The organism is Dyella sp. 333MFSha (assembly GCF_900102405.1).
In the GTDB taxonomy this organism is placed as follows: domain Bacteria; phylum Pseudomonadota; class Gammaproteobacteria; order Xanthomonadales; family Rhodanobacteraceae; genus Luteibacter; species Luteibacter mycovicinus.
In genome coordinates this window covers 958320-983422 of the sequence record NZ_FNBR01000001.1, presented here as the reverse complement: position 1 = coordinate 983422, position 25103 = coordinate 958320, and the positions used below count along the sequence as shown (strand labels likewise).

The 25103-nt window shown below is 64.0% G+C and carries 25 protein-coding genes; 12 read left to right on the top strand and 13 right to left on the bottom strand.

Going from position 1 to position 25103, the window contains the following annotated elements:
• Nucleotides 1-40: 40 nt before the first annotated feature.
• Nucleotides 41-319 carry an EF-hand domain-containing protein gene (locus BLT40_RS04480; protein ID WP_090351756.1) on the top strand — a complete coding sequence of 93 codons (279 nt, stop codon included), beginning with the start codon at nucleotides 41-43 and terminating at the stop codon, nucleotides 317-319.
• Nucleotides 320-358: 39 nt separating this feature from the next.
• On the opposite strand, the gene BLT40_RS04475 is transcribed toward BLT40_RS04480, so the two are convergent.
• Both BLT40_RS04475 and BLT40_RS04470 read right to left on the bottom strand, forming a co-directional pair.
• On the bottom strand, nucleotides 359-2536 hold the full coding sequence (locus tag BLT40_RS04475) for a TonB-dependent siderophore receptor (protein WP_090351753.1): 2178 nt from the start codon (nucleotides 2534-2536) through the stop codon (nucleotides 359-361).
• A 164-nt stretch (nucleotides 2537-2700) separates the two neighbouring features.
• On the bottom strand, nucleotides 2701-3312 hold the full coding sequence (locus tag BLT40_RS04470; protein ID WP_090351751.1) for a TetR/AcrR family transcriptional regulator: 612 nt from the start codon (nucleotides 3310-3312) through the stop codon (nucleotides 2701-2703).
• Between the two features lie 132 nt (nucleotides 3313-3444).
• On the opposite strand from BLT40_RS04470, the gene BLT40_RS04465 reads away from it, so the two are divergent.
• Complete coding sequence (locus BLT40_RS04465; RefSeq protein ID WP_255363931.1) at nucleotides 3445-4644, top strand: MFS transporter; 1200 nt, start codon at nucleotides 3445-3447, stop codon at nucleotides 4642-4644.
• On the opposite strand, the gene BLT40_RS04460 is transcribed toward BLT40_RS04465, so the two are convergent.
• The 3 genes from BLT40_RS04460 to BLT40_RS04450 form a co-directional block, all read right to left on the bottom strand.
• Nucleotides 4618-5574: an NAD(P)-dependent oxidoreductase gene (locus tag BLT40_RS04460; RefSeq protein ID WP_090351748.1), complete on the bottom strand. Its 957-nt coding sequence runs from the start codon at nucleotides 5572-5574 to the stop codon at nucleotides 4618-4620. The two genes, BLT40_RS04465 and BLT40_RS04460, sit on opposite strands and share 27 nt — an antisense overlap.
• Before the next feature lie 203 nt (nucleotides 5575-5777).
• Nucleotides 5778-5996, bottom strand: a complete 219-nt coding sequence (locus BLT40_RS04455; protein WP_143025829.1) for a hypothetical protein — start codon at nucleotides 5994-5996, stop codon at nucleotides 5778-5780.
• Between the two features lie 136 nt (nucleotides 5997-6132).
• Complete coding sequence (locus BLT40_RS04450) at nucleotides 6133-6555, bottom strand: substrate binding domain-containing protein (protein ID WP_255363930.1); 423 nt, start codon at nucleotides 6553-6555, stop codon at nucleotides 6133-6135.
• Between the two features lie 214 nt (nucleotides 6556-6769).
• Between BLT40_RS04450 and BLT40_RS04445 the strand changes: the two genes are divergently transcribed.
• Nucleotides 6770-7243 carry a hypothetical protein gene (locus BLT40_RS04445; RefSeq protein WP_090351739.1) on the top strand — a complete coding sequence of 158 codons (474 nt, stop codon included), beginning with the start codon at nucleotides 6770-6772 and terminating at the stop codon, nucleotides 7241-7243.
• Between the two features lie 46 nt (nucleotides 7244-7289).
• Complete coding sequence (locus BLT40_RS04440; protein ID WP_090351737.1) at nucleotides 7290-8828, top strand: cryptochrome/photolyase family protein; 1539 nt, start codon at nucleotides 7290-7292, stop codon at nucleotides 8826-8828.
• On the opposite strand, the gene BLT40_RS04435 is transcribed toward BLT40_RS04440, so the two are convergent.
• From BLT40_RS04435 to BLT40_RS04420, 4 genes are all read right to left on the bottom strand, one after another.
• Nucleotides 8782-10833 (bottom strand): hybrid sensor histidine kinase/response regulator, encoded by a 2052-nt coding sequence (locus tag BLT40_RS04435; protein ID WP_255363929.1) that lies wholly within the window; start codon nucleotides 10831-10833, stop codon nucleotides 8782-8784. The two genes, BLT40_RS04440 and BLT40_RS04435, sit on opposite strands and share 47 nt — an antisense overlap.
• Complete coding sequence (locus tag BLT40_RS04430) at nucleotides 10820-12316, bottom strand: ATPase domain-containing protein (protein ID WP_079520120.1); 1497 nt, start codon at nucleotides 12314-12316, stop codon at nucleotides 10820-10822. The genes BLT40_RS04435 and BLT40_RS04430 overlap by 14 nt, the downstream gene beginning before the upstream one ends.
• A 178-nt stretch (nucleotides 12317-12494) precedes the next feature.
• Nucleotides 12495-13562, bottom strand: coding sequence for a metallophosphoesterase (locus tag BLT40_RS04425; protein ID WP_090351730.1), 1068 nt, complete (start codon nucleotides 13560-13562; stop codon nucleotides 12495-12497).
• 50 nt (nucleotides 13563-13612) lie between these two features.
• Nucleotides 13613-14770, bottom strand: coding sequence for a hypothetical protein (locus BLT40_RS04420; protein ID WP_143025828.1), 1158 nt, complete (start codon nucleotides 14768-14770; stop codon nucleotides 13613-13615).
• A 320-nt stretch (nucleotides 14771-15090) separates the two neighbouring features.
• Between BLT40_RS04420 and BLT40_RS04415 the strand changes: the two genes are divergently transcribed.
• Entirely contained in the window at nucleotides 15091-15453 is a 363-nt protein-coding gene (locus BLT40_RS04415; protein ID WP_079520126.1) for a hypothetical protein, read from the top strand.
• 21 nt (nucleotides 15454-15474) lie between these two features.
• On the opposite strand, the gene BLT40_RS04410 is transcribed toward BLT40_RS04415, so the two are convergent.
• Entirely contained in the window at nucleotides 15475-16209 is a 735-nt protein-coding gene (locus BLT40_RS04410; RefSeq protein WP_090351722.1) for an SDR family NAD(P)-dependent oxidoreductase, read from the bottom strand.
• Nucleotides 16210-16292: 83 nt separating this feature from the next.
• Here BLT40_RS04410 and BLT40_RS04405 point away from each other — a divergent pair, with 83 nt between their 5' ends.
• The 5 genes from BLT40_RS04405 (at nucleotide 16293) to BLT40_RS04385 (ending at nucleotide 21469) form a co-directional block, all read left to right on the top strand.
• A complete protein-coding gene (locus tag BLT40_RS04405) occupies nucleotides 16293-16853 on the top strand; it encodes a TetR/AcrR family transcriptional regulator (RefSeq protein ID WP_079520130.1) in 561 nt (186 codons plus the stop codon).
• Nucleotides 16854-16927: 74 nt separating this feature from the next.
• A complete protein-coding gene (locus tag BLT40_RS04400; protein ID WP_079520132.1) occupies nucleotides 16928-17668 on the top strand; it encodes an alpha/beta fold hydrolase in 741 nt (246 codons plus the stop codon).
• A 231-nt stretch (nucleotides 17669-17899) separates the two neighbouring features.
• Complete coding sequence (locus tag BLT40_RS04395; protein WP_090352521.1) at nucleotides 17900-19837, top strand: glycoside hydrolase family 76 protein; 1938 nt, start codon at nucleotides 17900-17902, stop codon at nucleotides 19835-19837.
• Nucleotides 19838-19953: 116 nt separating this feature from the next.
• The gene (locus BLT40_RS04390; protein WP_090352520.1) at nucleotides 19954-21159 is read left to right on the top strand and encodes a GAF domain-containing sensor histidine kinase; all 1206 of its coding nucleotides are present in this window, start codon (nucleotides 19954-19956) and stop codon (nucleotides 21157-21159) included.
• 43 nt (nucleotides 21160-21202) lie between these two features.
• Complete coding sequence (locus tag BLT40_RS04385; RefSeq protein WP_079520343.1) at nucleotides 21203-21469, top strand: DUF3253 domain-containing protein; 267 nt, start codon at nucleotides 21203-21205, stop codon at nucleotides 21467-21469.
• On the opposite strand, the gene BLT40_RS04380 is transcribed toward BLT40_RS04385, so the two are convergent.
• Both BLT40_RS04380 and BLT40_RS04375 read right to left on the bottom strand, forming a co-directional pair.
• Nucleotides 21453-22205, bottom strand: coding sequence for an EAL domain-containing protein (locus BLT40_RS04380; RefSeq protein ID WP_090351718.1), 753 nt, complete (start codon nucleotides 22203-22205; stop codon nucleotides 21453-21455). The genes BLT40_RS04385 and BLT40_RS04380 overlap by 17 nt on opposite strands.
• Before the next feature lie 122 nt (nucleotides 22206-22327).
• Nucleotides 22328-22654, bottom strand: a complete 327-nt coding sequence (locus tag BLT40_RS04375; protein WP_079520138.1) for a hypothetical protein — start codon at nucleotides 22652-22654, stop codon at nucleotides 22328-22330.
• 214 nt (nucleotides 22655-22868) lie between these two features.
• Between BLT40_RS04375 and BLT40_RS04370 the strand changes: the two genes are divergently transcribed.
• Both BLT40_RS04370 and BLT40_RS04365 read left to right on the top strand, forming a co-directional pair.
• Nucleotides 22869-24032: a zinc-dependent alcohol dehydrogenase gene (locus BLT40_RS04370; RefSeq protein ID WP_090351715.1), complete on the top strand. Its 1164-nt coding sequence runs from the start codon at nucleotides 22869-22871 to the stop codon at nucleotides 24030-24032.
• Nucleotides 24033-24076: 44 nt separating this feature from the next.
• Nucleotides 24077-24340 carry a hypothetical protein gene (locus tag BLT40_RS04365; protein ID WP_090351713.1) on the top strand — a complete coding sequence of 88 codons (264 nt, stop codon included), beginning with the start codon at nucleotides 24077-24079 and terminating at the stop codon, nucleotides 24338-24340.
• A gap of 27 nt (nucleotides 24341-24367) precedes the next feature.
• On the opposite strand, the gene BLT40_RS04360 is transcribed toward BLT40_RS04365, so the two are convergent.
• A complete protein-coding gene (locus tag BLT40_RS04360; RefSeq protein WP_090351710.1) occupies nucleotides 24368-25072 on the bottom strand; it encodes a nucleoside/nucleotide kinase family protein in 705 nt (234 codons plus the stop codon).
• Nucleotides 25073-25103 lie beyond the last annotated feature (31 nt).

Genomic DNA, 25103 nt, shown 5'->3' with positions numbered 1-25103 from the left:
CCCGACGACGAGGCATACCGCCACGTCCCGAGGAGCCGATATGCGATACCTCTACGTAACCGCCTGCCTGATGATTGTCCCGACCTTCGCCATCGCTTCGCCCCAGGAAGCCGACGGTCGCGCGCAGCAGGCCATGGCCCAGCTGACACAGCGTTTCAACCAGGCGGACAAGGACCACGATGGCAAACTGACCCGTGACGAGGCGAAAGCGGGTATGCCGCGCATCGCCGAGCACTTCGACGACATCGACAGCGAGCATCGCGGTTACATCACGCTGGAGCAGATTCAGTCGGCCATCCGCTCCCGCATGGGCAGCTGAAAAGCCGGCGATCTTCCTCCGGCTTGTCGAGACGTTCTATCAGAAGAACTTGTAGTTGAACGACAGCGTCCAGGTCGAGCCCGGCGCGTAATACAGGTCGCTGGAATCGTCGAGCACGAAGTACTTCTTGTTGAGGAGGTTGTCGCCGTTGAACTGCACGGATGCGCGGTCGTTGAAGGCGTAGCGGGCCATCGCGCTGACCAGCGTCACTGACGACTGGCGTAGGATGTTCGGCCCGCTGGCACCGTCGACATACGCCTTCGACGGACCCTGCCAGTTCACACCGCCACCCACGGTGAGCCCGCTCCATGCGTCCGGCAGCGTGTACGAGGTGAACAGGCGAACCAGCGTGCGTGGCAACGAGGGACGCAGCGCACCGCCGTCCGGCGATTTCACGTTGAAGTGCGACCAGCCGAGCGTCGCGTTCCAGTCACGCGACAGCACGCCGGATGCCTCGAACTCATAGCCGCGCGACTTCGTACCGTCAACCGACCGGTAAGCCTGGGTGATGCCGTCCGGCAGGTAGACGCCCGTAAGCGCGTCGGCCACATGGTCCTGCCGGGTTTCGAAGAAGACCAGCGAGGTATTCAGTGCACCGTCGAAGTGGCGACCCTTGACGCCCACTTCGCGGCTCGTGCCCAGCACGGGCTCGAGGAAGCTGCCGTCTTCCTTGCGGTTGTTCTGCGGATCGAAGATCTGGGTGTAGCTGACGAACGCGGAGTAAGTCGGCGTGATGTCGTAAATCAGGCCGGCGTACGGGATCGTCTTGCTGGCGGTCTCGTGATAGATCCCCGCCGTGCTGTCGTTGGTGTCATTTTTCCACCTGGCATAGCGTGCACCGACGATCAGCTTCAGTGGGTCAGCCAGCGACAGGCGCGCCGCGGCATACGCGCCGCTCTGTTCGGTCCGGGCGATCGACACTCGCTCGCTCGACGACGAGAAATCCGGATACGGATAGTCGCCTGTCCACTGGAGGAAATTACCCACGTCCGGCAGGTCGCCATGCGGGTAGTCGAAGTAATCGGTCCGATAGTGCGAGTCGGTCAGGCCAACCACCAGTTCGTGCTCGCGACCGAAGGCGCTGAACGGACCGGACGCATAAAGGTCCACATTGTTCTGGCTGCCGCGCTGGTAGCTCTTATACGCGTACGGCGTGATGCCCTCACCCGTGTCGCGGTTGGGCCAGCCGTAGACGTAGAACAGCGCGGAGTCGGCATCCGTCTTGCGGTGGCTGGCCATCGCGTGCAGCTGCCAGCCGTTGTCGAAGCTGTGTTTCAGGTCGACGAACGCCGTCTGCGTCGTGTTGTTCCAGTGGGTCCAGTCCGCCGCCGGCGAGAAGCTGCGAGGCCACTGGATGAAACCGCCGGCGTCGTCGTACACCGGATACGAGCCCCAGGTGACGCCTGTCGGACGTGTCTTCTGCCAGTCATAGCCCACGCTCAGCGTGGTGTTGTCGTCAAGGTCGGCATCGATGACGCCATAGGCCACGTTTTTCTGGGTATGGTAACGATCGAGATACGAGTCGCCGTCTTCATGCGCCGCGACGAAGCGGCCGCGCACGCTGCCGGAGCTGTTCAGCGGGAAGGAGGCGTCCACGGTCTCGCGCTGGGTATTCCAGGAACCGTAGCTGACGCTCACATCGGCTTCGGCCGTACGGCTGTCGGCATGCTTGCGCACGAAGTTGATATTGGCCGACGGGCTGCCGGCGCCGCTCAGCAGACCGGTCGCACCGCGTATCACTTCGACACGCTCATAGATCGAGGTGTCCAGCGACGAGTCGGCCGAGCTGATGTTCAGGCTGGATGCGATCGGCACGCCGTCGTACGACATGTTCTCGATCTGGAAGCCGCGCGACCAGAACACGACGCGCTCGGAATCGTACGCCGTGGACGAGACACCCGTGGTGTTGTCCAGCACGTCGCGCAGGTTGGTCAGGTTCTGGTCCTTGATCCGCTGCTCGGTGATCACGCTGATCGACTGCGGGGTGTCCTGCAGGGTCAGCGGCAGGCGCGTGGTCGCGCTGGTCTGGTCCGTCGTGTACACCGAGACGGCCTGGCCCTTCACGTTGACCGTGTCCAGGGTGGTCGTCTTCTTGTCCTTGGCGTCCTTGTCGGCGTCCTCAACGGCCGTTTCGGCGTGGACCATCGCGGGCAGCGCCGCGCTGAGGGCAAGGCAAAGCAAAGTCAGCCGCAGTTGGCTCGATGAACGATGAGACATGGCAAAAACCCCAGGCAAGCAAAACCCATGGAACGGCCGTCTTGCCGTCCCGATTCATGTGACGACTAGGGCTTGCCGCAGGGCTGGCTCATCGTTTCGCGGCGAGATCTTAACGCAAATCGAATGCATTCGCATCAGCAAAAACTAAGCTTTCTTTGCAGAAGCTACTTAAGTGCCGGTCCTAAGAGATCCATCATCCGGCTCACCGCGCCTTCCAGCATGGCGCGCGACGCGCCGTCACGCGCCATGGTCGACATGCCCAGCAGGAAGCCGTAAAGCGCCATAGCGGTTGCCTGGGCGTCCAGCTCCGCGGGAAAGTCGCCTTGTGCGATGCCGCGTCTCACGCAGGCGAGCAGCCCCGCCTCATTCCGTTCACGTGCGGCTTTTACCGGCTTGTCGGTGTCGGCGTGCTCCGGCGAGCAGGCGCCCATTGCCCCCAGCGCGATCATGCAGCCGCGCGGATGGCCACGCTCGGATTGCATGCGCGCTGAGCGACGCAGCGACTGTTCGATGGCCTCACGTGGCGACAGCGATGCGTCCCACAGGCATTCCATGACCTGCCCGTGCGTCGCGAGATACAGCTCGACCGCCTCGTGGAACAGACCCTCCTTCGAACCGAAAGCCGCGTAAAGGCTTGGCGACGATATCCCGCCGCCGATACCTGCTTTCAGGTCGTTCAGCGAGGTGGATTCGTACCCACGCTCCCAGAACAGGTGCATCGCCTGCTTTACCGCGGCGTCGCGATCGAAGCCGCGCGGTCGCCCCATCTGAGCCATCGAAAGGTCCTCCGTTGGATGATTTATATACTACTCGATACAGAAGTCCTTGACCACGAGACCGCCACCGCCTACTTTTGTATCGACCTTTTGTATCGACTGATACACAACTCGATCAATTCAGGAATTCCGGTGGCAAAGCCTTCAGACCCCAAGCTCCCCATAGCCGCGTTACTCGCCCTCGCGATGACCGGCTTCACCTGCATCGTCACGGAGACCCTTCCCGCCGGGCTGCTGCCACAGATCGGCGACGGTCTGGGCATAGATGCTTCCGCGGCCGGACAGACGGTGACGGCCTATGCTGCGGGCTCGTTGATCGCGGCCATTCCCCTGACCGTCGCGACGCAGAACTGGCGGCGGCGCAGCGTGCTCCTCCTGTCGATCGTTGGCTTCCTCGTCTTCAACTCACTTACGGCGTGGTCATCCAGCTTTACGCTGACACTGGTCGCCCGATTCTTCGCCGGTGCCGCGGCCGGTCTCGCATGGAGCCTGCTGGCAGGCTATGCGCGACGCATGGTCACCGTCGCCCAGCAAGGCAAGGCGATGGCACTGGCGATGGTGGGTACCCCGATCGCACTGGCGCTGGGCGTGCCGGTCGGAACGTGGCTGGGGGCTGCCATCGGATGGCGCTGGGCCTTCGGCAGCATGTCAGGCCTGACGCTCGTGCTGATCGCGTGGGTGCTACTGAAGGTCCCTGATTACGCTGGGCAACCAGCCAAGTCATCGCACGCCCTGCGCGCCGTACTACGCATGCCCGGTGTGCGCCCTGTCCTGGGCGTCGTGCTCACCTGGATGCTCGGACACAACATCCTTTACACATACATCGCTCCGTTGGCGACACCTTCCGGCCTGCTGAGAGACCTGGACAAGCTGCTTCTCGTCTTCGGCGTAGCGGCATTGGCAGGCATCTACGCGACCGGTCGTACCGTGGACCGGGGTCTGCGGCCTTCCGTTCTTGGCAGTCTCGCCGTCTTCGCGGCTACATGTCTCGCGCTGGGCTTCGGCATGCGATCGCCCGGTGTGGTATGCGCGGCCGTCGCCGTATGGGGACTGACCTTCGGCGGTGCCGCCACCCTGCTGCAGACCGCCCTGGCCGATGCGGCAGGCGATGCGGCGGATGTCGCCTTGTCGATGAACGTGGTGACCTGGAACAGCGCGATCGCCGGCGGCGGCCTGCTTGGCGGCGTCCTGCTCGATCACTTCGGAGCGGTGTCGTTTCCGTGGGCCACGTTGGTCCTCGCGCTCGCCGCACTGTCGATTGCGTTCGCGGCACGGTCTCACGGCTTCCCGCCAGGGGCGCGGCAGTCATCCGGGCCGGTCATCGCGCACTAAGGGCCATGGCGGCACGGCGGCCCTGCCCGCCCCGCGCACACCGCACTCATCTGTCACGGTAGCGCTCTCCCCGCTTACCTCCCCACGTACGACTTTCGCGAGCGCGGACCAATCCTCGTTACCGAGACCGGAGGACGCGGCTCGCGAAAGGCTTTCACGCACGACGCTCATCGCGGGGAGTTCGAGTGCCGCGTCCTTTGCCGCCTCCTGCGCAAGATTGACGTCTTTCAGTCCAAGGGAAAGTTTAAAACCCGGTTCGTACGAGCTGCGGGCGATATTTTGCGCATATCGCTGATAGCTCGGACTGGCGAACATCGTCTGCGTTACCACGCTAAGGAAGACGTCCGCCGATAAGCCGTACGCTTCAGTAAGCGCCGTCGCTTCAGCCATGGACTCGATCGCCTGGGTAATCATCAGGTTGCCGGCGATCTTCGCAACATGCGCCATACGCTGATCCGCACCGAGACGCCACGTGGTTTTACCCATCACGTCGAACAAGGGCTGGACCGATGCAATCGCTTCGTCCGATCCCGCAGCCAGGATATTGAGTGCTCCGGCAGCTGCCACCGCTGGTACGCCGAAGACAGGCGCGGCGACATAAGGGATCCCGGCTTCGTCATGCAAGGTCTTGAGTTCCTGCACGAGCGCCAGCGAAATCGTCGACATCACGATGTGGATTGTCGAGCTTCCAGCACGTGAAATGGCACCGCTCCCGATCAAGACCTCGCGGACCGCACGATCATCGGCAAGCATGCTGATCACCACATCGTGCCCGAACGCGTCCGCCGCTCGCTCGAGCCTTTCAACGCCGTCCAGCGCATCCATCGCTTCCCGCGAACGGTTCCATACGGACACGCGATGTCCGGCTGCCACGAGGCGGGGAACGATCGCGGCGCCCATGCTGCCCAGGCCGATCCACGCCACCCTCATCGGAGCGCCCTAGCGGGGCCGAGACGTACACAAATGTTCGTGCGAAAATTCATATCGATTACTCCATGGGGCCTGAAATACCATGGTGCGGCCAAATCCATTGCCCAACGACTGACATTCCCGCATGTTGAACTTACATGTTTGTACGGAATCACGCCCTGGAGTGGAACGATGTACGAACTTACCGGATGCGCCCTGCATCGTCACCGGGCGTACGTGTAATACGTACCAACGACGATCAGAAGCATGCCCGCCAGGCTGACGAGTTTCGATGTCGTAGACGTGCGAAAACTACCGGCCCGCGCGCGCTCGTAAACTTCGCCCAGCGGCGTCGCGATCGATGGGCCAGGCGTGAACGCGATGTTCCAGCAGAGCAGCAACATGCCGCACATGGACCAGAGATTCCCGGTCGTCGGGATCATGATGGCAACGAAGATGCTGAGTGATGCGCCAAGCCATGCAGCCGATGATCTGCAACCTGCTCGCACTCGCACCCATGATGGATACGGCGGAAACCCGATAGATGGCGGGCCTGCTGGGAGCGACCAGGAAAGACCTTCAGGAGTCAGCCGCGGCGAACGCCTCCACCAGATAATCGATAAACACCCGGACGCGCATCGGGATGCGCCGGCCCGCCGCATAAACGACATGCACCGGTATGCGTGCGGGCTGTAACTCCGGCAGCACCACCTGCACCTCGCCGGATAGCACTTCATTTATTAGCAGCCACATCGGTACCTGGGAGATACCAAGCCCACTGAGCACGCCTGCCCGCACGTGTTCGGCATCGCCTGTGACCAGCGACCCATGCGGCACGTACGCGACGGTTTCCCGTCCCTGTTTCAGGGTCCACGGGCGACGCTCGCGACCACGCGCGAAGACGATACAGCTGTGTTTGTCCAAATCGGACAACCGCTGCGGAACACCGTGTTCGGCGAGATACGCTGGGCTCGCCACGATCACGAATTCCGTTTCGGTCAACAGGTCTGGTTGCCGCACTGCGAGCGCTCGGCGGCGTGATCGGGGATCCCCTGTTCCGGACCCGGCTGGGCAAGGAATTCGCCTTCGACCAGATCGACGAGGCCATGGCATACGCCCCGTCCGACGGGAGTAAGGCCGTCCTGGTCGCCTGAACCTGCGAGGTGCCCTCTGGAAAAGGCGACGGCGGCCCCCATCTTGGCCGCCAGGAGCCCCCATGATCACCTCAAAGCACACCCTCATCCTTTCCGTAGCCCTTGCAGGCCTCGCCTTGCTGGGCGGCTGCCGAAGCCATCCTTCCGGCGAGGATTCGGTTCAACCGCCCTCCAGGCAGGTGGCCGTCGTGGCGGGCCATCACGCGGCCAAGCCGCCGATGCAGGCAAAGGAAGCGATTTCGGCCGGCGATCTGGCCGGCGCCTTTGCCGCGGATCCTGATGTCGCCGCGAAGCACTTCGCTCATCGACAGCTGGAAATCACGGGTGATGTTCGTAGCGTCGACGCCGACGGTCCGGGTGTTCCGGTATTGACGCTGGCAAGTGGCGGCAGCGCGACCGATCCCAGAATGGTTCTCGGCGCCGACGCGTGGTCGGGCGTCTCGACGCTGAAAGCCGGCACGGCGGTCCGCGTGCTTTGCTCCAGCGTGACGTTCGCCAGCGGCCGCGCTACCGCGGGGGCGTGCACGCTGCTCTGACCGGTTGAGGCGGCGGGATGGCTCCCGGCGGAGATAAACTCCACCGATGACCATTCGCCACCTCGTCGTCGTCCTCGGTGACCAGCTCAACCGGAACTCCTCCGCCTTCGATGACTTCGATCCGGCGACCGATCTCGTCTGGATGGCCGAGCGACGCGGCGAATCCGAACACGTGTGGTCGCACAAGGCGCGGAGTGCCCTGTTCATCGCTGCCATGCGGCACTTTGCAGCCGAACTTCAGCGAGAAGGGTTTCCGCTGCGTTGCGCGAAGCTCAACGACGCCGGCCCCGACGACCTCACCGCGCTGTTGCAAGAAACCCTCCAGCACCTCAAGCCCGAACGCCTGATCATCATCCGTCCCGGCGAACACCGCCTGCGTGCAGGCATCCAGTCAGTGGCCGCCGCATGCGGCGTGCAATACGTCGAGCGGCCCGATCGCCACTTCCTCGTCTCGGTCGATGACTTTGCCCAATGGGCCAAAGGCAAGACCGAACTGCGCATGGAGAACTTTTACCGCTGGATGCGCCAGCGGCATGACATCCTGCTCGAGAACGGAAAGCCCGTCGGCGGCAAGTGGAACTACGACGCCGACAACCGGGGCAGCTTCGGTCGGCAAGGACCCGGTTGGGTCCCACGCCCGAGCGCGTTCAAACCGGATGCCATCACCCAGAGCGCCCTCGACGATATCGAGGCCACGCTGCCGGACCATCCCGGTGAACTCAACCGCTTCGACTGGCCGGTCACCCGCGAGCAGGCACAGGAGGCACTCACCGACTTTCTCGACCACCGCCTGCCCGCCTTCGGCCACTGGCAGGATGCGATGTGGACCGGCGAACCGTGGCTTTACCATGCACGTCTGTCGACCTCGATGAATCTGCGCCTGCTGTCGCCCGCCGAGGTGATCGACGCCGCACTCGCCCGCTTCCATCGCGGCGAGGTCAGTCTTTCGTCGATCGAAGGCTTCGTGCGGCAAATCCTGGGCTGGCGTGAGTACGTGCGCGGCGTCTACTGGCTGTCACCGGAGCGCCTGCTCGCGTCCAACGCGTTGCGTGCCGACGCACCGCTGCCGGCCTTTTACTGGACCGGTGACACCGACATGCACTGCATGAGGGAAACGATCACCCAGACGCTGCAGACAGGCTACGCGCACCACATCCAGCGCCTGATGGTCACCGGCAACTTCGCGCTCCTTCTGGGCGTCGCGCCGGCACAGATCCACGAGTGGTACCTCGCGATCTATGTCGACGCCGTCGAATGGGTGGAAGCGCCCAATACGCTGGGCATGAGTCAGTTCGCCGACGGCGGCCGCATGGTATCCAAGCCGTACGCGGCATCGGGCCGCTATATCGAGCGCATGAGCAACTACTGCACGGATTGCCGCTTCAAGCCGGGCGAAGCGGTCGGCGATAACGCCTGCCCGTTCACGACGCTTTACTGGGATTTCCTCGACCGGCACAAGGCACGCTTCTGGAATCATCCACGCGCGGCTTTGCAGTGGCGCTCACTCGAACGACTGAGCGAAGATCAACGCGAAGCCATCAGGTCCCGTGCGCGGCAGCTGCGGATCGAGTATTCCCCAGAATAGAGTTGACCGCCGCACTCAGCGCACTCAGGCTGAAAGGCTTGGTGATGAGCGTCATGCCGACATCGAGATACTCCCCCTGCGTCGCCGTGGTCGCCGCATAGCCTGTCATGAACAGCACGGGCAATTCCGGCCTCGACTGCCGGGCGATCTCGGCAAGCTGGCGGCCGTTCAGTCCAGGCAGACCCACATCGGTGACCAAAAGGTCCAGAGGACGTGCGGAGGCAAGCAGGGGGAGCGCGGCATCCGCGGACTCCACGGCCTCCACGTCGTAACCCAGCTGCTCCAGCAGCTCGGTGACGAGGGTGCGTACCTGCACATCGTCTTCCACCACGAGGATGCGCTGACCGCCACCTTGCAACACGACAGCGCGACCCTGCTCGGGTGCAACCTCGGTCCCGGTCGCCATCGGCAGATAAAGCCGTACCGTCGTACCCTGCCGCAAGGCGGAGGTAATGCGGACATGTCCATGCGACTGCCGGACAAAGCCGTAGATCATCGACATGCCCAACCCCGTGCCCTGTCCGATCGGCTTGGTCGTGAAGAAGGGCTCGAATACCTTGTCCAGCGTGCCCGCGTCCATACCGGTGCCGGTATCGGTGACGGACATGACCACGTAAACCGTGTCGTCCGACGTGTCGGGAAGCGTTTCGACCGTCGTCCTGACACACAGCGAACCACCCTCGGGCATCGCATCCCGCGCATTGATCGCCAGATTCAGCAGCGCACTCTCGAGCTGGTTGTGGTCGACCATCGCATGCGGCACATGGCCCAGGTCGATATGCAGCTGCACGCGCTCGCCGAGCGTCCGCGTCAGCAGATCTTCCATCGAGCGCACCAGGACTTCGACATCGACCGGGCGCGGGTCGAGTGACTGACGGCGGGAAAACGCCAGCAACCGCTGCGTGAGCCCCGCGGCCCGCTGAGCCGATGTCGAGGCGATATCGAGGAAACGATCGAGGCCGTCGTAGCGCTTCGCGTCCAGGCGCATGCGCATCAGCTCCATCGCGGCCAGGATGCCGGTGAGCATATTGTTGAAGTCATGCGCGATGCCGCCGGTCAGCTGGCCGACCGCCTCCATCTTCTGCGCCTGCCGCAAGGCCTCTTCGCTGCTCGCGCGCGCGGCCATTTCGGCTTTCAGCTCGGCCGTGCGCTCCGCGACCCGCGACTCGAGCAGAGCCGCCTGCTGCTGCGTGGCTTCGAGTGCGACCTTGCGCACCGTCACATCGGTGGCGAAGATGTGGAATCCGTCGACACGGCCATCGGCATCGAACCGAGGCAGATAACGGATTTCGGCGTCGCGCCGGCGACCGTCACGGCGCGGCCAGTTGAGTTCCATGCGTACGGGACGACCATGCAGCGCACGATCGATCGCTTCGGCTCGCTCGGCCCACGTCACGGGTCCCAGCACATCCGGCATGCGCCGACCGAGGATCTCCTTCACCGGCACGCCGAACCATTCCTCATAAGCGAGGTTGGCGAAGCGGTATACCAGATTCGTATCGACGAACCCGATCAACACGGGGATCGAATCCGCGATCAGACGCAGTTCCGCTTCGCTCTCGGCTTGCAGCGCCTGGCTTTCCTCGAGCCGCACCATCTGATCGCGAATGATGAACTGCTTATGCCGTGCCCGCAGCGCCGAGGTGACGGCGCTGACCAGCGACGTCGCGCTCAGCGGGCGCTCCAGCTCGACGACGTTCAGAGCTTCGTCGGGCAGCGCCGCACGCCTGCCCGGACCCGACGAACGCGGCGCACGAAGCAGCACGAAGGGAATGTCGGACCACGATTCCTGACGGCGCAGTGCCGCGACCAGCGCCGCCGGGTCACCGGCGATCGCTTCCTCCGTGAGCAGCACAGCGCCCACCGAATCGTCGAGGCGCTGCGCGAGGTCTTCGAGGGACGAGGCAATCGCCGATCGATAGCCGTTCTCGCCGATGATGGAAGCCAGGCTCTCCGCGTCGCGTCCGTAAGGCGCCAGCAGCAGGACCGTCTTACTGAAGGGCACTGAACTCATCCAGCAGAGGCGCCGAGCTTCCGACGAATTCTGGCGTACCCGTGAGCACGCCACGGAAATCGGACAGCGGCGCGCTCAGACGCAAGCCCTGACTGTCGATGCGCAACTCGCGAATGGTGTCTTCGTGCGCGCCGCTGCGGTTCTTGATGACCGACAACGCCTTGCGAATACGCCCCTGGGCTTCGAAGAAACGGAACAGGATGACCGTGTCCGCCATGTAGCTGACGTTGAGGTTACCCGTCGACATCGTGCCGACCAGACCGTGCTGGGGATTGATCAGCAAGGTCAGTACGCCGGCCTGATTGAGAAACGAAAGCAGTTCATGCATCTGCAGCATCAGCTGCTTTTCCTGCGGCATCGATGCGAGGTACCCGTTGAGGCTGTCGATGACCAGAACCCGGCAATTCTTGTCCTGCACGGATTCGCGCACACTCCAGGCAAACTCGCCGGGTGAGATTTCCACAGGGTCCATCTGGCGCAGCTCGAGCAGACCGCTTTCGATATGCGGCCGCAGGTCGAAGCCGAGCGCGTCGGCCCGGGTCAGCAACGTCCCGGTACGCTCGTCGAATTCGAAAATGCAGCAATGCTCGCCGCGCTGGCAGGCGGCGGCGACGAATTGCAGGGCGACGTTGGTTTTCCCCGTCCCCGCCGGCCCCGTCAGCAGCGTGCTGGTACCTCGCAGCGGGCCGCCTCCCAGCAGATCGTCGAGTTCGGCTATACCGCTGGGCACGGCGTCGCCGACGAAAGGCCGGTGGTGATCCGAAGCAACCAGCCGGGGATAAATCCGCATACCACCCGTCTCGATAGACAGATCGTGGTAACCCGCGATGAAATCCACACCGCGCAGCTTCTGCACCTGCATGCGTCGACGCGCCGCGCCGAAATCGAGGGTCAGGCGCTCGAGCGAAAGCACCCCGTGGCAAAGGCTGTGCAGGTGCGCATCACGCTCACCACCCTCACCGGTCAGGTCGTCGACCAGGATCACGGTGATGTTGCGTGGCGCGAAAAACTGCTTGAGCGACAGCACCTGACGGCGGTAACGCAGCGCATCCTGGGCCAGCAGGCGAAGTTCGGACAGCGAGTCGAAGACGATGCGGCTCGGGTTGAAGCGTTCGACCTCCGCCTGGATCAGTCGGACCGTGCCGTCGAGTTCCATCTCCCACGGATGCAGGATCGATTGCTGACGACCGTCGCCCAGAACGGCCTCGGCGGAGGCCAGTTCGAAAAGGTCGATGCCATCCAGCGACCAGCCGTGCGAGGCCGCTACTTCAGTCAGTTCGTCCGTGGTTTCCGAGAGGGTGACATAAAGACAGCGCTCGCCGTTCCGCACGCCCTCGCGGAGAAACTGCAGGGCAAGGGTCGTCTTGCCGGAGCCCGGCTGGCCTTCCAGCAGGTAGACGCGGTCGACGGGCAAACCGCCCTTGAGGATCGTGTCCAGCCCGGCGGTACCGGTCGTCATACGGGGAAGAGGCATGGGGGAACCAGGTCGGGACGGACGGGGGTCCGCAGCCTGGGCGGCGCACCTGTTCAGAGGCCATGGTAACCGAATTCCCCATTTTCTCGACGGCAAATGCGGCAGCCGAATAATCGACACGTCTTCACATTTGTGTGCGATCGACCCCAACCGATGGTGAAGACGTTTCCGCGTCGCGCTAACCGCGACGCGCGACCGATCCTGCGACTGCCGAGGTGACCAGGTCGTCGAAGACAACCTCTCGCTCGGGCCAGCGCAGGGCGCCGAGTCGCGTCTGGAAGTCCGTGCCCCGCAGCCGTTCCTGAAACCGCCGACCGACCGAATAGTCTATGCAGTAGACGTTCTTTCGCGCTCCCAGTGGTTCGTCAAAGGAGGCGCCGCCGAAGAGGTCCGGACCACCCTTACCGAACGCGGCGCGATCGACCGGATACGGCCAGCGCCAGTAGTGACCGATCACGACCGGCACATCGTCGGCGTATTCGTTCCACCAGGCGACGCGCTCGACCATGCGCCATTTTCCGCTGCTGTAAAACGGCGCGGTACCGACACGCTCGACCCCGGAGGTCAGCACCCGGATGGGGTTGGCCATCTGGCGCGTCTCGTCCATGACCGCCGTGTTGGGCAAAATGGGCATCAGGGCGTTCGGATCATGCATGAGTTCGCCGAACGCCAACCGCTCGTCACGGGCACCCACGAACGCACCCTCGGCTTCCAGTTTCGCTTCGAGTTCTTCTTCCCACTGGTCGAACATGGCAGTGGTGCCAGTGACGGAAGTCGCCCGCACCCTCCCGACCGAAGCCGCGTGCCAGCAGGCGTGCACCACGCGAAGTCCAGGTCCCTCGAGGGCCAGCGGCAGTGCTTCCAGGAAAGCGAGATACCGTGAACGCATGGTCGGGTCGACAGCCGAGGACGTGTGAAACTTCCCCTCCGCACGATCGTGGTCGTGCTCGAAGAACCATCCGTTGCCCTCTCTGATGGCGCCGCAGAGAATGTTCAGTTCGTGGTTGCCGAGCACGCACTGCGCGTGTCCGCTCTCCACCAGCCCGATGACCAGGTCGAGCACGGCGGGGCTGTCGGGACCGCGGTCGCAGAGGTCGCCGACAAAGACCAGCCGACGCCCCTCGGGGTGCGTGCCGTCCGGACCATAGCCAAGCCGGTGCAACAGATCCCTCAGCGCGTCGATCTCACCGTGGACGTCGCCGATCAGGTCAAGCGGGCCGTCGAAAAGTGCTGCAATGCGCGTCATGGCCGCTCCCTGCCCGTCGGTCAAACGACGAGTTTACCGGCAGTAGCCGCTCAGATGGTGGGCTGCTTACTCAGTCTGTCGGGACCCTGTCCGCTGTCGAAGCGATGCCGCATCGTGATCAGTTGCATCAGCTGAAGCGCCCGCTCGAAACCGGGCTTCGCCGCGAGGGCGGCTTCCGCATCGGCTTCGGCGCCTTTCACATCATTCATCGACAAGCGGGCGAGGCCGCGCTCGGTCCGGCTTGCTACTTCAGAGGTAGGTGACATGCGAAGCACTTCGGTGGCGTAGATCGCCGCGTCCGCCGGGCCGCCGGCACGTGCGCGCCGCTGTGCGATCTGTCGCATGACGGGCAGGCTCGGACCGATCTGGTTCATCGCCTCCAGGTCGGCCGTGCTCCATGCGCATTCGTCGCCGCACGAGCGTCGCGTCCACTCGATCTGGCTCACGATGAGGATCAGCAAAGGGTTGCTCGCGCCGGCCGCCCGCGCACGTTCCTGCTCGGCGACGAGATCGGCGTCCGAGCCCACCCATTTACGCTGAAGAAGCCTGGCCGCTTCCTCATGCAGCATGAAATTGTCGGGATGTTCGTGCAGAGCCTTTTCGAGGCGGTCCCGCGCCTCCAGCCGCTCACCCTCGCGCGCTTCGACCCAGAGCATGCCGTATGTGGCTGGCGTCAGTTGGGGGACGGCGATGAGGGCTCGCCGCAGGTCTTCAGCGCCTCTGGCGTCAAGCTGTGCCATCCGCGCAAACCGCTCGTCCGAGGTGTCCTGGCTGAAGGCGCCACCGCGCGCCTCGCCAGCTGCGGCCACGTGCTGCAGGCCGCTTGCAACGTGAGCCCAGACGTTATCGGGCGAACGCGCGAGCCAGGCGTCGGCAAGATCGCGCGCTTCCTTGCACGCGCACGAGAAAGTACGCAGGAAGGCCTCGTCCAGCTTCCACGAGGTCTCGATGCGAGCCTGATCTTTCAGCAAACCGTCGAAATATCGCTCCAGAGCCTTGGGGCCCTTCGCATCGAAGGTCTGCTGAAGTTGCCCGAGCGACATCAAGGGGTCGAACTGGAAGTGGCACAGCAAGTCGACTTCGCGGTGATCCCAGTGCACGTCCCGCGGATCCGGGTAATGCAGGCAGCGGGCAAGACGATCGGGATAGGCATCGAAGCGCGCCATGTCGCCGATGATGGCCGTCTCCGCTTCGGTCGTACGGTGCAATAACCCGCCTGGACGGGTAGCGGCGGCGCCCGCCGAACTGCTTTGACGCGCAGGACCGTCCTGCGCAAGCGCAGATGCCGACAGCACGCAGACGAACGCGATAAACACACGCTTATGCCAGTACATCCCTGTTCCCTTCCCCTGGTGAACCCCTAGTCTATCCATAGGCGGCCGTCTTACAAGCCTGGGTGACGTGCGAAGGCTCATTTGTCTTCGCTATCGCCCCCATAGCAAGTAACGATTGGATTGCAACGCGCTTGCCGCGCACGCTCTACGCTCACAGAAGCAACCAGGGGCGAACGCCCCAAGTCGAAAACACCATGAACACTACCGCCCTCGCCCGCACGCCGTCGCGTGCGCTCCCCCTGGCCGCACTGGTTCTTGCCGCTGGCCTCCTTGTTGTCGCGCCGCAGGTCCGCAAGGCATCGCAGCAGGTGGCTCCCGCGAGTGCGGACACGGCGCCTGCCGTGTATGTGGCGAACGGGGCAAATGCCTTGCTGCCGTACGGAGCCGTCGGACACGACGTGCACTCAGCGCCGCAGACGGTGCTTCCCTACGGCGCGGTGAGCCACGAGGCGATGTCCTCCGCGGAGACCGTTCTGCCCTACGGCGCGATGACCTCGGCGTCCCTGCGCGATGCCATCACGCCTTACGGCCAGCTCAGCCGCCACGCGGCTCCGTGACCAGGCCGCAAGGCGCCTGAATCAGATCGCCGACGTCCCGCCGTCGACGAAGAGCTGAACCCCGTTGACGTAGGTCGAATCGTCCGATGCCAGGAAGAGAGCCGCTTTCGCGATCTCTTCCGACGTGCCCATCTGGCCCCGCGGGATCATCGACTCGAACTGACGGATCGTCGCTTCATCGAACAGCTTTTCCTGAATCGGCGTGCGCACCTGTCCGGGATGCAGCACGTTGACCCGGATCCGGCGGTCCTTGAGCTCATTCAGCCATGTGCGCGCGAACGCGTGCAACGCGGCCTTGCTCGCCGAATAGACGCCGAAGGACGGAAACCCTTTGACCACGACCATCGATCCGTTCAGCACGATCGATGCGCCCTCGGTCAGCAACGGCAGAGCCTTCTGCACCGTGAAAAGCGTGCCGCGCGTATTCAGACCGAAGACGTTGTCGAAGTGTTCTTCGGTGACGTCACCGAGCATGGCCGATTCGCCCGTGCCGGCGCTGGCGAAAATGATGTCGACCTTGCCCTTCTCGCGCTTCACCGTGTCGTAGAGGCGATCCAGATCGTCCAGATTGGCCGCATCGCCCTGCACGCCGGTCACATTGCGACCGATCACCTTCACGGCCTCATCGAGCGTCGCTTTCGTGCGCCCGGTGATGAAGACATACGCCCCTTCTTCCACGAACCGTTGCGCGGTGGCCAGCGCCATACCGCTGCTGCCACCCGTGATGACCGCGACCTTACCGTCCAGCTTACCCATGGCTTTTCCTCTTGAGTTATATTTAATGGAGCAGTGCTCCGATTCAATATATGGAGCACTGCTCCACTTGTCAATGGAAGCCCATGCGAGCCGACGCGAAAAAAAATTACGATCAGGTACTGGCCGTCGCCGCCGAGGTCGTCGCCGAACAGGGCGCGGATGCGTCACTCCGCGATATCGCGCGGCGGGCGGAGGTCGGTCTCGGGACGCTGTACCGCCATTTCCCCACACGCGAGGCATTACTCGAAGTCTTGTTGCGCACCACCTTGGACGAGCTGACACGGAAGGCGACCGACATCGAAGCCACCTGCGCTCCCGACGAAGCGCTGTTGACGTGGTCACGGCTGGCGGTCGCGTTCACCCACACCTTCCGCGGCGTCGTCGACCTGATGGCTACCGCGATGGACGATGAAAACTCCGCGCTACATGCCTCGTGCACGAAGGTTCGCGCGGACGGTGCCCGACTGTTGCTGCGTGCCCAGGACGCAGGACTGGCCCGCAAGGACATCGACGGGGCGGATCTGCTGTCACTCATCGCGGCGCTGGGCTGGCTCAACGACCAGCCCTCGTTCGCCCCGCGGGCGGCGCATCTGTTCGACGTCATCGCCGATGCCCTGTTGATCGCGAAGCCTCACTTGCCATAAGGCCGCGACGACTGACGCAAACCTTCAGGCGCCGTGCGTGATAAGTTTTTGCATCACCTTGCAAGGACCGCCGAATGCCTCTGCCTGTCGTCTACGTCCAGGGTTTCATTGGCCACCTCCATTTTCCGGAATTGCGCGCGGGACTCGATCCATCGCGCGTCATCAGCCCTGACCTTCTTGGCTTCGGCGACTTCGCACATCGCTTTCCGCGATCCGTGGCCGACCAGGTCGAGCACCTGGAACGACAGATTTCCGCGCGATTCGGCAACGCGCCTGTGCTGCTGGTGGGACACTCGGGCGGGGCGGCCCTGTGCGTACGCTTTGCCCAGGCCTGGCCCGAGCGTGTCGCGGGTCTGGTCAGTGCCGAAGGAAACCTGGCGCCAAGCGACGCATTCCTCTCCTCGCGCCTGGCTCCCATGTCGGGCGACGCCATACGCGCGTGGCTGGAGAAAGCTCGCGCCAACCCGGCCGGTTTCGTCGCGCAGGAACGGATGGCCTTCGACACCGAACAGATGGCACGTCTCGAAGACTGGCTAGCGCACCAGTCCGCCGAAGCGATACATGCGATGGCGCGTGCTCTGCTCGTCGAGACCGTGCATCCCGGATACGGCATGGCCGTTGCGAGCGTCATGGCGTCGGTTCCCACCTATCTCATCCAGGGCGCAAAGTCGGCGGGTGCCCTTGGCGTGCCGCCGCGTCTCGTCGCTATGGCCGCAGGCACGATCACCATTCCAGGCGCTGGGCATCTTATGGTTCTCGAAGCACCCGAGGCCGTCGCGAAAGCCGTCGTCGCCATCATTAAAGAACTCAGCTGACCGCGCACCGGGATGAAATTGGTTACCGTTGAAAGCACCGCGCTGCCTTGACCGGGTTCTCATTTTTAACGGACCACCTCTGCGACACTTCGCCGACTCGCACGAGCCGACGCCTCTTCGAACCTGTCAAAACGGCGCCCTGCGTGCACGTTTCCCCACCGGATCACCGCCCACGGTCCGGTGACGGACAGATGGGTCGTGGGTATCCCTGAGGAGCGGTGAGTGAATCCGATGATCAAGTTCAAGCCGGTCGTGCATCGGCTGGTGTCGACGTGTGCCCGTTTCAGATCGCTGCTGGTTACCGCGAGCCTTGCCACCGTGGCAGCGGCGTTCCCTGCTGTCGCAGCGGTACAAGCGCCATTGACCGGGCCGCAGGTCGACGGCCCGACCGCCGTCGCGCGTGCGGGTGTGGCAGCCGACGTGCTGATGGCCACCTACGACCCCGTGAAGGCCTGGTTCCCCTCCAGCTGGTGGAACTCCGCCGTCGCCTTGCAGACCATCGGTGACTACATGCAGCGCACCGGCGACCGCCGCTACCTGGGTCAGCTGGACAACACGTTCGAGAAGGACAAGGGCGCCTTCCCCGCCGGCGTGTTATCGGGCGACCCGCTGCTGGGCAACTTCACCAGCCGCGCGATCGACGATTCGGAATGGTGGGCCCTGACCTGGCTGCAGACCTACGACCTGACGAAGGACCCCAAATACCTGGACATGGCGGTCACCATCGCCAACTACGTCAACGGCTACTGGGACACCGGCACCTGCGGTGGTGGCGTCTGGTGGGACGGCGAGCGCACGTACAAGAATGCCATCACCAACGGTTTGTGGATCCGTCTGACCGCCGAACTGCATAACCGCATTCCCGGCGACACCTTGTGGCTGGGCCGTTCGAAGACGGCATGGACCTGGTTCCAGGGCAGCGGCATGGTCAATGCCGACGGGCTGGTCAACGACGGACTGACCAACGCATGCACCAATAACGGCCAGACCGTATGGAGTTACAACCAGGGGCTCGCCATCGGCGGGGGCCTGGAACTGTATCGCGCGACCGGGGATGCACAGATCCTGGTGGCAGTGAAGCGCCTTGCCGACGCGGCGATCGGACCGGACGCGTTAGCGGCCGACGGCATCCTGACCGAGAGCTGCGACGCGACCGATCAGACCTGCGACGACAATGGGAAGCAGTTCAAAGGCATCTTTACGCGCTACTGGACCGATCTGGTCGACACCACGCATGACCCGCGTTATGCCACGTTCCTCGACCACCAGGCGCAAAGCATCTGGGCGAACGATCGCGACGCGGCGGGACGGCTCGGCACCCGCTGGTCCGGGGCGACGGATGACGATCATCCCAACGTGTTCGACTGGCGCACGCAGGCAAGCGCGCTTAGCGCATTGATTGGCGACGTGCCCGCCGTGACACCGCTCGAATCGCTGGCGGCGACGTTGTCTCCCGCCCAACCGGTCATCATGCCGTCGGCATCCGGCGTGACGAAGATTCCCGTCGACCTCGGCGTTTCGGCCACCGGCTTCCTGCCCGTGCTCGCGCTCGCCTCGGTCGATGTACCTTCGGGATGGAACGCGACGCCACGTGCGAATCTGCTTGCCCTGCAGCCCCACGGCATCTCGGCGCCGGTCAGCGGCAAGCTACCGTTGACCGTCACCGTGCCTGGCAACGCGGCGGATGGACACCACATGGTGACGGTGTATCTGAAAGCGGCGGGCTTACGCTTCACGACGCAGGCCGACGTGCTCGTCGCCCATGCGATCGACTTCGATACCGGCACGGTCGACGAGAATCCCTGGTTGTTCGACGCCGGCGGCTCGCAGAGCAACGGCGTGCAGAACCGCTTCGCCGATGGCCATGCCCACTTCACGTATCGCTTCCCGTTCCCGGCGGACACGTCCGCCGCGCATGTCACGCTGACCATCGATGCCGAATTCCTCGTGCAGGTCAGCCAGGACAACGCGCACTGGACCACGGTGCTGCAGGAGTCGCAGCCGGTCACGGATGGATCGAACAAGGCGGACCGCACCATCGACCTCACCCCGTATCTCGGTGCGGCGGCAGACGGGGCGAAGCCGCTTTACCTGAAGGTGTCCGATGCCTTCCCCGACGACGGCTGGGGCGGTCGCGTGTACCACGTGACGGCGAACATACTCGAGTAGGCTGAAGCACCTCCGTCCTCGTCCCGGGACGGGACGGAGGTTCCCGCCGCGTCCGGATCATGGTCCGCCATGCCGATGGTTCAGCGGCGCGCCGGTTTCCCGGCTATGCTTGCCCGATGACCGAATCCCTGACACCCCTGAGCGTCGAGGCCTCCGTTGAGGCCATCCAGCGGCTGTCGATCGTGCCCAAGGTTCTGGACGCGGTCTGCAAGGTCACGGGCATGCGCTTCGCCGCCATTGCCCGCGTCACCGACGATCGCTGGACCGCCTGCGCCGTTCTCGACCACCTGAACTTCGGATTGCTTCCGGGCGGCGACCTTGTCCTCAACAGCACCATCTGCGACGAGATCCGCGAGCATCGCCAGTCGGTGATCTTCGGTCATGCCAGCCATCACCCTGTTTTTTCGGCGCACCACACGCCCCGCATCTACGGGCTGGAAAGCTACGTCTCGGTGCCCATCCTGACCGAGGGCGGCAAGTTCTTCGGCACCTTGTGCGCGATCGACAGCGCGCCGCGTGACTTCGACGAAGGAACGATCCTCGCGAGCCTCACGATGTTCGCCGAACTCGTCGCCTCCCATCTTGCCCTCCACGACCGCACGATCGCCGCCGAAACCGCTCTGAAAGTCGAAGCGGACAACGGCGCGCTCCGCGAACAGTTTCTTGCCGTCGTCGGCCACGACCTGCGCAGCCCCCTGCAGGCCGCCAAGCTGGCCGCTGAGCTCCTCGAACCGCTGCAGGAAGGCGAGCGCGCCAGGCGCCTGACCCGCAACCTGACGCAGAGCCTCAACCGCATGACGGGCCTCATCGCCGACGTGATGGACCTGGTCCGCGGCCGACTCGCCGGACGGCTGGAACTCGACCTCGAGGAAGGCCCCGACCTGCAGATGGTGCTCGATGGTGTCGCGGAGGAGGTTCGTCTGGGCAACCCCACGTGCCGGATCGTGACCGAAGGGGAGATCGACTGCGGCGTACGCTTCGATGACCGGCGCATCCGGCAGCTGATGGCCAACCTGCTGAACAACGCCGTGGCCCACGGCGATCCCACCCAGCCGATCGTCGTCAGTTATGCACAGTCCGGAGACGGCATCGAGGTCAGTGTCGCCAACGCCGGGGAGCCGATTCCCGCGCACTTCCTGCCACGCCTGTTCGAGCCGTTCTTCCGGCCGGAATCGCCCCGCTCCCAGCCCGGACTCGGCCTTGGCCTCTACATCGCTTCCGAGATCGCACGAGGCCACGGCGGGACCCTTCGAGTGGACTCGAACGCCAGCGAAGGTACGCGTTTCACCCTCAGCGTGCCGCGTGTGCGCGTCGCTGCTTGAGGGCGAAGCGCCTTCGGCGTATGCCTCGCCGGCGGGAGCGAGCGTGGATATAGAGGCGACGATCATCCAGCTTCTGAGTCGACGAGCTCCCGAGGCGTCGATTTGTCCGTCGGATGTCGCGCGGGCGCTCGCCGAGGACGAAGCCGCCTGGCGGGCGCTCATGCCACAGGTACGCGAAGTCGCCGCCACGCTAGCGCGTCGCGGGCGCGTCGTCATCACTCAGGGAGCGGAGCGACTTTCGCCGGATGATATCGATCGGGGACCGGTCCGGCTTCGCCGCGGCCCGGGCTGGGCTAAGGCAGCGAAATGAAATGGATGTCCGGCAGCGGGGCCAGCGCCGGACGCGCGAAGAAAAAGCCTTGCTGCAACGAGATACCCAGATCGAACAGCGCCTTAGCCTCCTCCGCGAGTTCGACGCCCTCGGCGATGACGCGGACGCCGATCTCCTCACATAACCGCACCATGTGTCGCACGATGCGCTGGCGTACCACGTCGTCGTGGACGTTTCTGATCAGGCCGATGTCCAGCTTGAGCAGGTCCGGCTGAAAGTCGGCCAGCAGGTTCAGCCCTGCGTATCCCGCGCCGAAGTCGTCGATCGCGGTCCTGAATCCGCGGGCGCGGTAAGCCGCGAGGATGGAGAGCAGGTGCGCGTGGTCCGTGATCTCTTCGTGCTCGGTCACCTCGAAGATGATGTCGGACAGCGGCCAGTTCACCCGTTCCGCGGCCGCCAGCGTCGCCCTGAGGCAATGCTCCGGATTGTAGACGGCGTTCGGCAGGAAATTGATCGAGACGAGCGCAGGAAGCGCGGCTTCTTTCGCACATTCCAGCGCGCGCACCCGGCACGCCTGATCGAAACCGTAACGATTCGATGCGTCGATACCGCTGAGCACTTCAGCGGCTCCCTCGCCATGGATGCCCCGCACCAGCGCTTCGTGCGCGAAGACGGTACGTGCGGCGACGTCCACGATGGGCTGGAACGCCATCGTAATCCCGGCGGCAAGTGAATCGCTGTCGCGGCAGGCCCCGCAGGTCAATTGGCTGTCCATCGTTTCGGTGTTCCTCAAGTCTCCGTGTATCGGCCGGCATCCGCGAATCTGAAGGTACCACCGTTCCGACTGACCGGCCGGGCAGGGATGGACTTCACCTGCCCTGTCGCGGCTTAAGCACGTTACTTTTTCTTGTCCGCCGCCCGCACAGCGTTCGAGCTCACGTTCGTACCCTGGCCCTTCAGCGGCTCGGGCACCGGGGTTCCGAAAGCATCCCGGCGACGCGGATCGCCTGAGCCTTTTTTAGTATTCACCGGATCGGTCAGCTCCTGATTCGCCTCGGCCCGCTTTGTCTTCGGTGTTTCGACGACCTTCTGCGGATGCCCTGCCACCGTCTGCGTCTTGACCTGGGCGCCTTCGTCGGCCCTTGTCTGGGCAATCGCCCCTAGCGGCAGCAAGAGCAAGCCGGCCACAAAAAAATTCAGCGTTTTCTTATTCCGATAAGCCATCGTTACACCCTCTCAAGCCATGGGATTCGTCGTCATGACCGTGCATTGCGGGGTGTAACAGCGACCGTAACGCGGCGTGAAGGAATGCTTCGCGCGCGCTTGCCGATCGCCGGCGACAGGCATTTGTCGATTTGGCGGCTGCGAAACCGCTTGCGGCCAACACCTCCCCTTCAACACGGCAGGATGAGGATCGGGCTTTGACTGGAGAAACAGTATGAAGGCTCTGACCTACCACGGCTCCAAGGACGTGCGTGTCGAAACGATGCCCGACCCGACGATCCTGGCCGCCGACGATGTCGTTCTCCGAGTCACGGCAACCGCCATCTGCGGCTCGGACCTGCATCTGTACCACGGCAAGATCCCTGAAACGAAGCACGGCGACATCTTCGGGCACGAATTCATGGGAGTCGTCGAAGAGGCCGGCGCCGATGTCACCAACGTCGCTGTTGGCGATCGCGTGGTCATCCCCTTCGTTATCGCCTGCGGAAAGTGTTTCTTCTGCGAGAACGACCTGTTCGCCGCCTGCGAGACGACGAACCCCGATCAGGGTGCGTCCCTCAGAAAGAGAGCGAAGATGACGCCGCCCGCCGCCCTCTTCGGCTATTCGCACCTCTACGGTGGCGTGCCGGGTGGTCAGGCGGAATTCGTCCGCGTCCCAAAAGCCAACGTGGGGCCTTTCAAGGTTCCCGGCAGTCTGTCGGATGAGCGCGTGCTCTTTCTCTCCGACATCCTCCCCACCGGCTATCAGGCCGTACTCAACGCAAAGATCGAGCGCGGTTCGACGGTAGCCATCTTTGGCGCCGGCCCGGTAGGCCTGATGGCCGCCGCCTGCGCGCGTATGCTGGGAGCGGAGCGCATCTTTATGGTGGACTCCGAAAAATACCGGCTGGATTTCGCCGTCTCGGCGTTCGACGTCATCCCCGTCGATTTCGGTTCACTCGATCCGTCCGAGTTCATTCTCGAGCAGACGGCGGGCCATGGTGTCGACGCGTCCATCGACGCCGTCGGCTTCGAAGCGAAAGGCAGCACGACGGAGACGGTGCTGAGCACACTGAAGATCGAAACGAGCTCGGGTGAGGTGCTACGCCAGTGCATCACCGCCACACGGCGCGGCGGCGTGGTGAGCATTCCGGGTGTCTATGCCGGTTTCATCCATGCCTTCCTGATCGGTGACGCCTTCGACAAGGGGCTCACGCTGGCGATGGGTCAGACGCACGTCCAGAAGTACCTGCCGGAGCTGCTCGAATTCATCGAAGACGGCAAGCTTCAGCCCGACATCATTATTTCGCACCGCATGAGGCTGGCCGACGCGGCCCGCGGCTACGAAATCTTCGACAAGAAGGAGGAAGATTGTCGGAAAGTGGTGCTTACCCCATGATGCCTTGCCACACGACGACTTGCTGAAATAACGGAACGAACACGATGGAAGCTCGCGACCTCGGTGACACGATCACCTTTTACCTGCCCCAGGGAAGCGCTGGCGCCGAAGCGTACGCAGTGTTCCAGGACCGCCAGCATCTCGGCGGGTTTCCCACTCGCGAGGAATCGCTTCAGTTCGCGCTTGCGAGGGCACATGTGATCCGCGAAACCCGCACCGTCCCGATCCGGCTACGGATCGAGGACGATGCGGGTGTCTGGCTCACCAGGGATGCGCTGGCCGAAGCGGTCGCGGCGGACAGCGAGTAACCCGGTCATCACGGCGCTCGTGGTGTCTCATGCGCGCGCGGTATAGCCGCGCTCGGCCATGACCCGTGCCACGGCTGCTTTCGCATCGTCGAGGACCCGTTCGAGCGGCTGGTTGGCGTCGATATCGATCACCGTCGCACCACTGAACGCGAGCCGCGGTGTCACGGCGATTTTGCGCGCCAGCGCTTCGCGCCGGTGGTCCGGCTTGCGTGCGCAGGCGATGTCGAGGTCGACATTCAGACGGAGCACGATATCGGGTCGGTGGCTGGCCATCCATTCGAACATGGCGTATTCGCGCCGAGCCAGACCGAGCACGAAGCGCGAGCCCCCCTCGACGGCGGGAAATCCCGGGCCATCGTACGCGCCGGGAATTTCCAGCTGCGGAAAGCGATCGGTGACCACGATCAGCCCGCGACGCCTGAGCGCAAGCATGCGCCGGAAGCGCCGTCGGCGGCGGAGCGTGAAGGCGCTGATGACCAGAGCGGGCAGCAGGCTGGGCTGCTTCGCCTCTTTCATCCGGTTGTTCACATCATCGGACTTGCGCCGGATCAACCGCCCCAGCGCGCTTCCCACCAGCGGCCACTGCGCGACCGCACGGCCCACGTTACCGGCCTGTTTGCCGAGGTGGACGCTGGCCGCGGGACCGTAACGTCCTATCCAGGCGAGGATATGTTCGCTGACTGTCGACTTACCGGAACCGTCGCAGCCGATGACCGCGATCAGTGGCGCCATGGCGCCGTCCTTTGCCCCGGATACTGCTACC

What these genes read in the sequence shown, in the direction of transcription:
- BLT40_RS04375 (WP_079520138.1), bottom strand. Translation starts at nt 22,654, where the DNA reads ATGGCTTATCGGAATAAGAAAACGCTGAATTTTTTTGTGGCCGGCTTG.
- BLT40_RS04480 (WP_090351756.1), top strand. Translation starts at nt 41, where the DNA reads ATGCGATACCTCTACGTAACCGCCTGCCTGATGATTGTCCCGACCTTC.
- BLT40_RS04445 (WP_090351739.1), top strand. Translation starts at nt 6,770, where the DNA reads ATGATCACCTCAAAGCACACCCTCATCCTTTCCGTAGCCCTTGCAGGC.
- BLT40_RS04380 (WP_090351718.1), bottom strand. Translation starts at nt 22,205, where the DNA reads ATGGACAGCCAATTGACCTGCGGGGCCTGCCGCGACAGCGATTCACTT.
- BLT40_RS04390 (WP_090352520.1), top strand. Translation starts at nt 19,954, where the DNA reads ATGACCGAATCCCTGACACCCCTGAGCGTCGAGGCCTCCGTTGAGGCC.
- BLT40_RS04365 (WP_090351713.1), top strand. Translation starts at nt 24,077, where the DNA reads ATGGAAGCTCGCGACCTCGGTGACACGATCACCTTTTACCTGCCCCAG.
- BLT40_RS04360 (WP_090351710.1), bottom strand. Translation starts at nt 25,072, where the DNA reads ATGGCGCCACTGATCGCGGTCATCGGCTGCGACGGTTCCGGTAAGTCG.
- BLT40_RS04400 (WP_079520132.1), top strand. Translation starts at nt 16,928, where the DNA reads ATGCCTCTGCCTGTCGTCTACGTCCAGGGTTTCATTGGCCACCTCCAT.
- BLT40_RS04405 (WP_079520130.1), top strand. Translation starts at nt 16,293, where the DNA reads ATGCGAGCCGACGCGAAAAAAAATTACGATCAGGTACTGGCCGTCGCC.
- BLT40_RS04470 (WP_090351751.1), bottom strand. Translation starts at nt 3,312, where the DNA reads ATGGCTCAGATGGGGCGACCGCGCGGCTTCGATCGCGACGCCGCGGTA.
- BLT40_RS04460 (WP_090351748.1), bottom strand. Translation starts at nt 5,574, where the DNA reads ATGAGGGTGGCGTGGATCGGCCTGGGCAGCATGGGCGCCGCGATCGTT.
- BLT40_RS04370 (WP_090351715.1), top strand. Translation starts at nt 22,869, where the DNA reads ATGAAGGCTCTGACCTACCACGGCTCCAAGGACGTGCGTGTCGAAACG.
- BLT40_RS04430 (WP_079520120.1), bottom strand. Translation starts at nt 12,316, where the DNA reads ATGCCTCTTCCCCGTATGACGACCGGTACCGCCGGGCTGGACACGATC.
- BLT40_RS04415 (WP_079520126.1), top strand. Translation starts at nt 15,091, where the DNA reads ATGAACACTACCGCCCTCGCCCGCACGCCGTCGCGTGCGCTCCCCCTG.
- BLT40_RS04455 (WP_143025829.1), bottom strand. Translation starts at nt 5,996, where the DNA reads ATGATCCCGACGACCGGGAATCTCTGGTCCATGTGCGGCATGTTGCTG.
- BLT40_RS04395 (WP_090352521.1), top strand. Translation starts at nt 17,900, where the DNA reads ATGATCAAGTTCAAGCCGGTCGTGCATCGGCTGGTGTCGACGTGTGCC.
- BLT40_RS04425 (WP_090351730.1), bottom strand. Translation starts at nt 13,562, where the DNA reads ATGACGCGCATTGCAGCACTTTTCGACGGCCCGCTTGACCTGATCGGC.
- BLT40_RS04410 (WP_090351722.1), bottom strand. Translation starts at nt 16,209, where the DNA reads ATGGGTAAGCTGGACGGTAAGGTCGCGGTCATCACGGGTGGCAGCAGC.
- BLT40_RS04475 (WP_090351753.1), bottom strand. Translation starts at nt 2,536, where the DNA reads ATGTCTCATCGTTCATCGAGCCAACTGCGGCTGACTTTGCTTTGCCTT.
- BLT40_RS04440 (WP_090351737.1), top strand. Translation starts at nt 7,290, where the DNA reads ATGACCATTCGCCACCTCGTCGTCGTCCTCGGTGACCAGCTCAACCGG.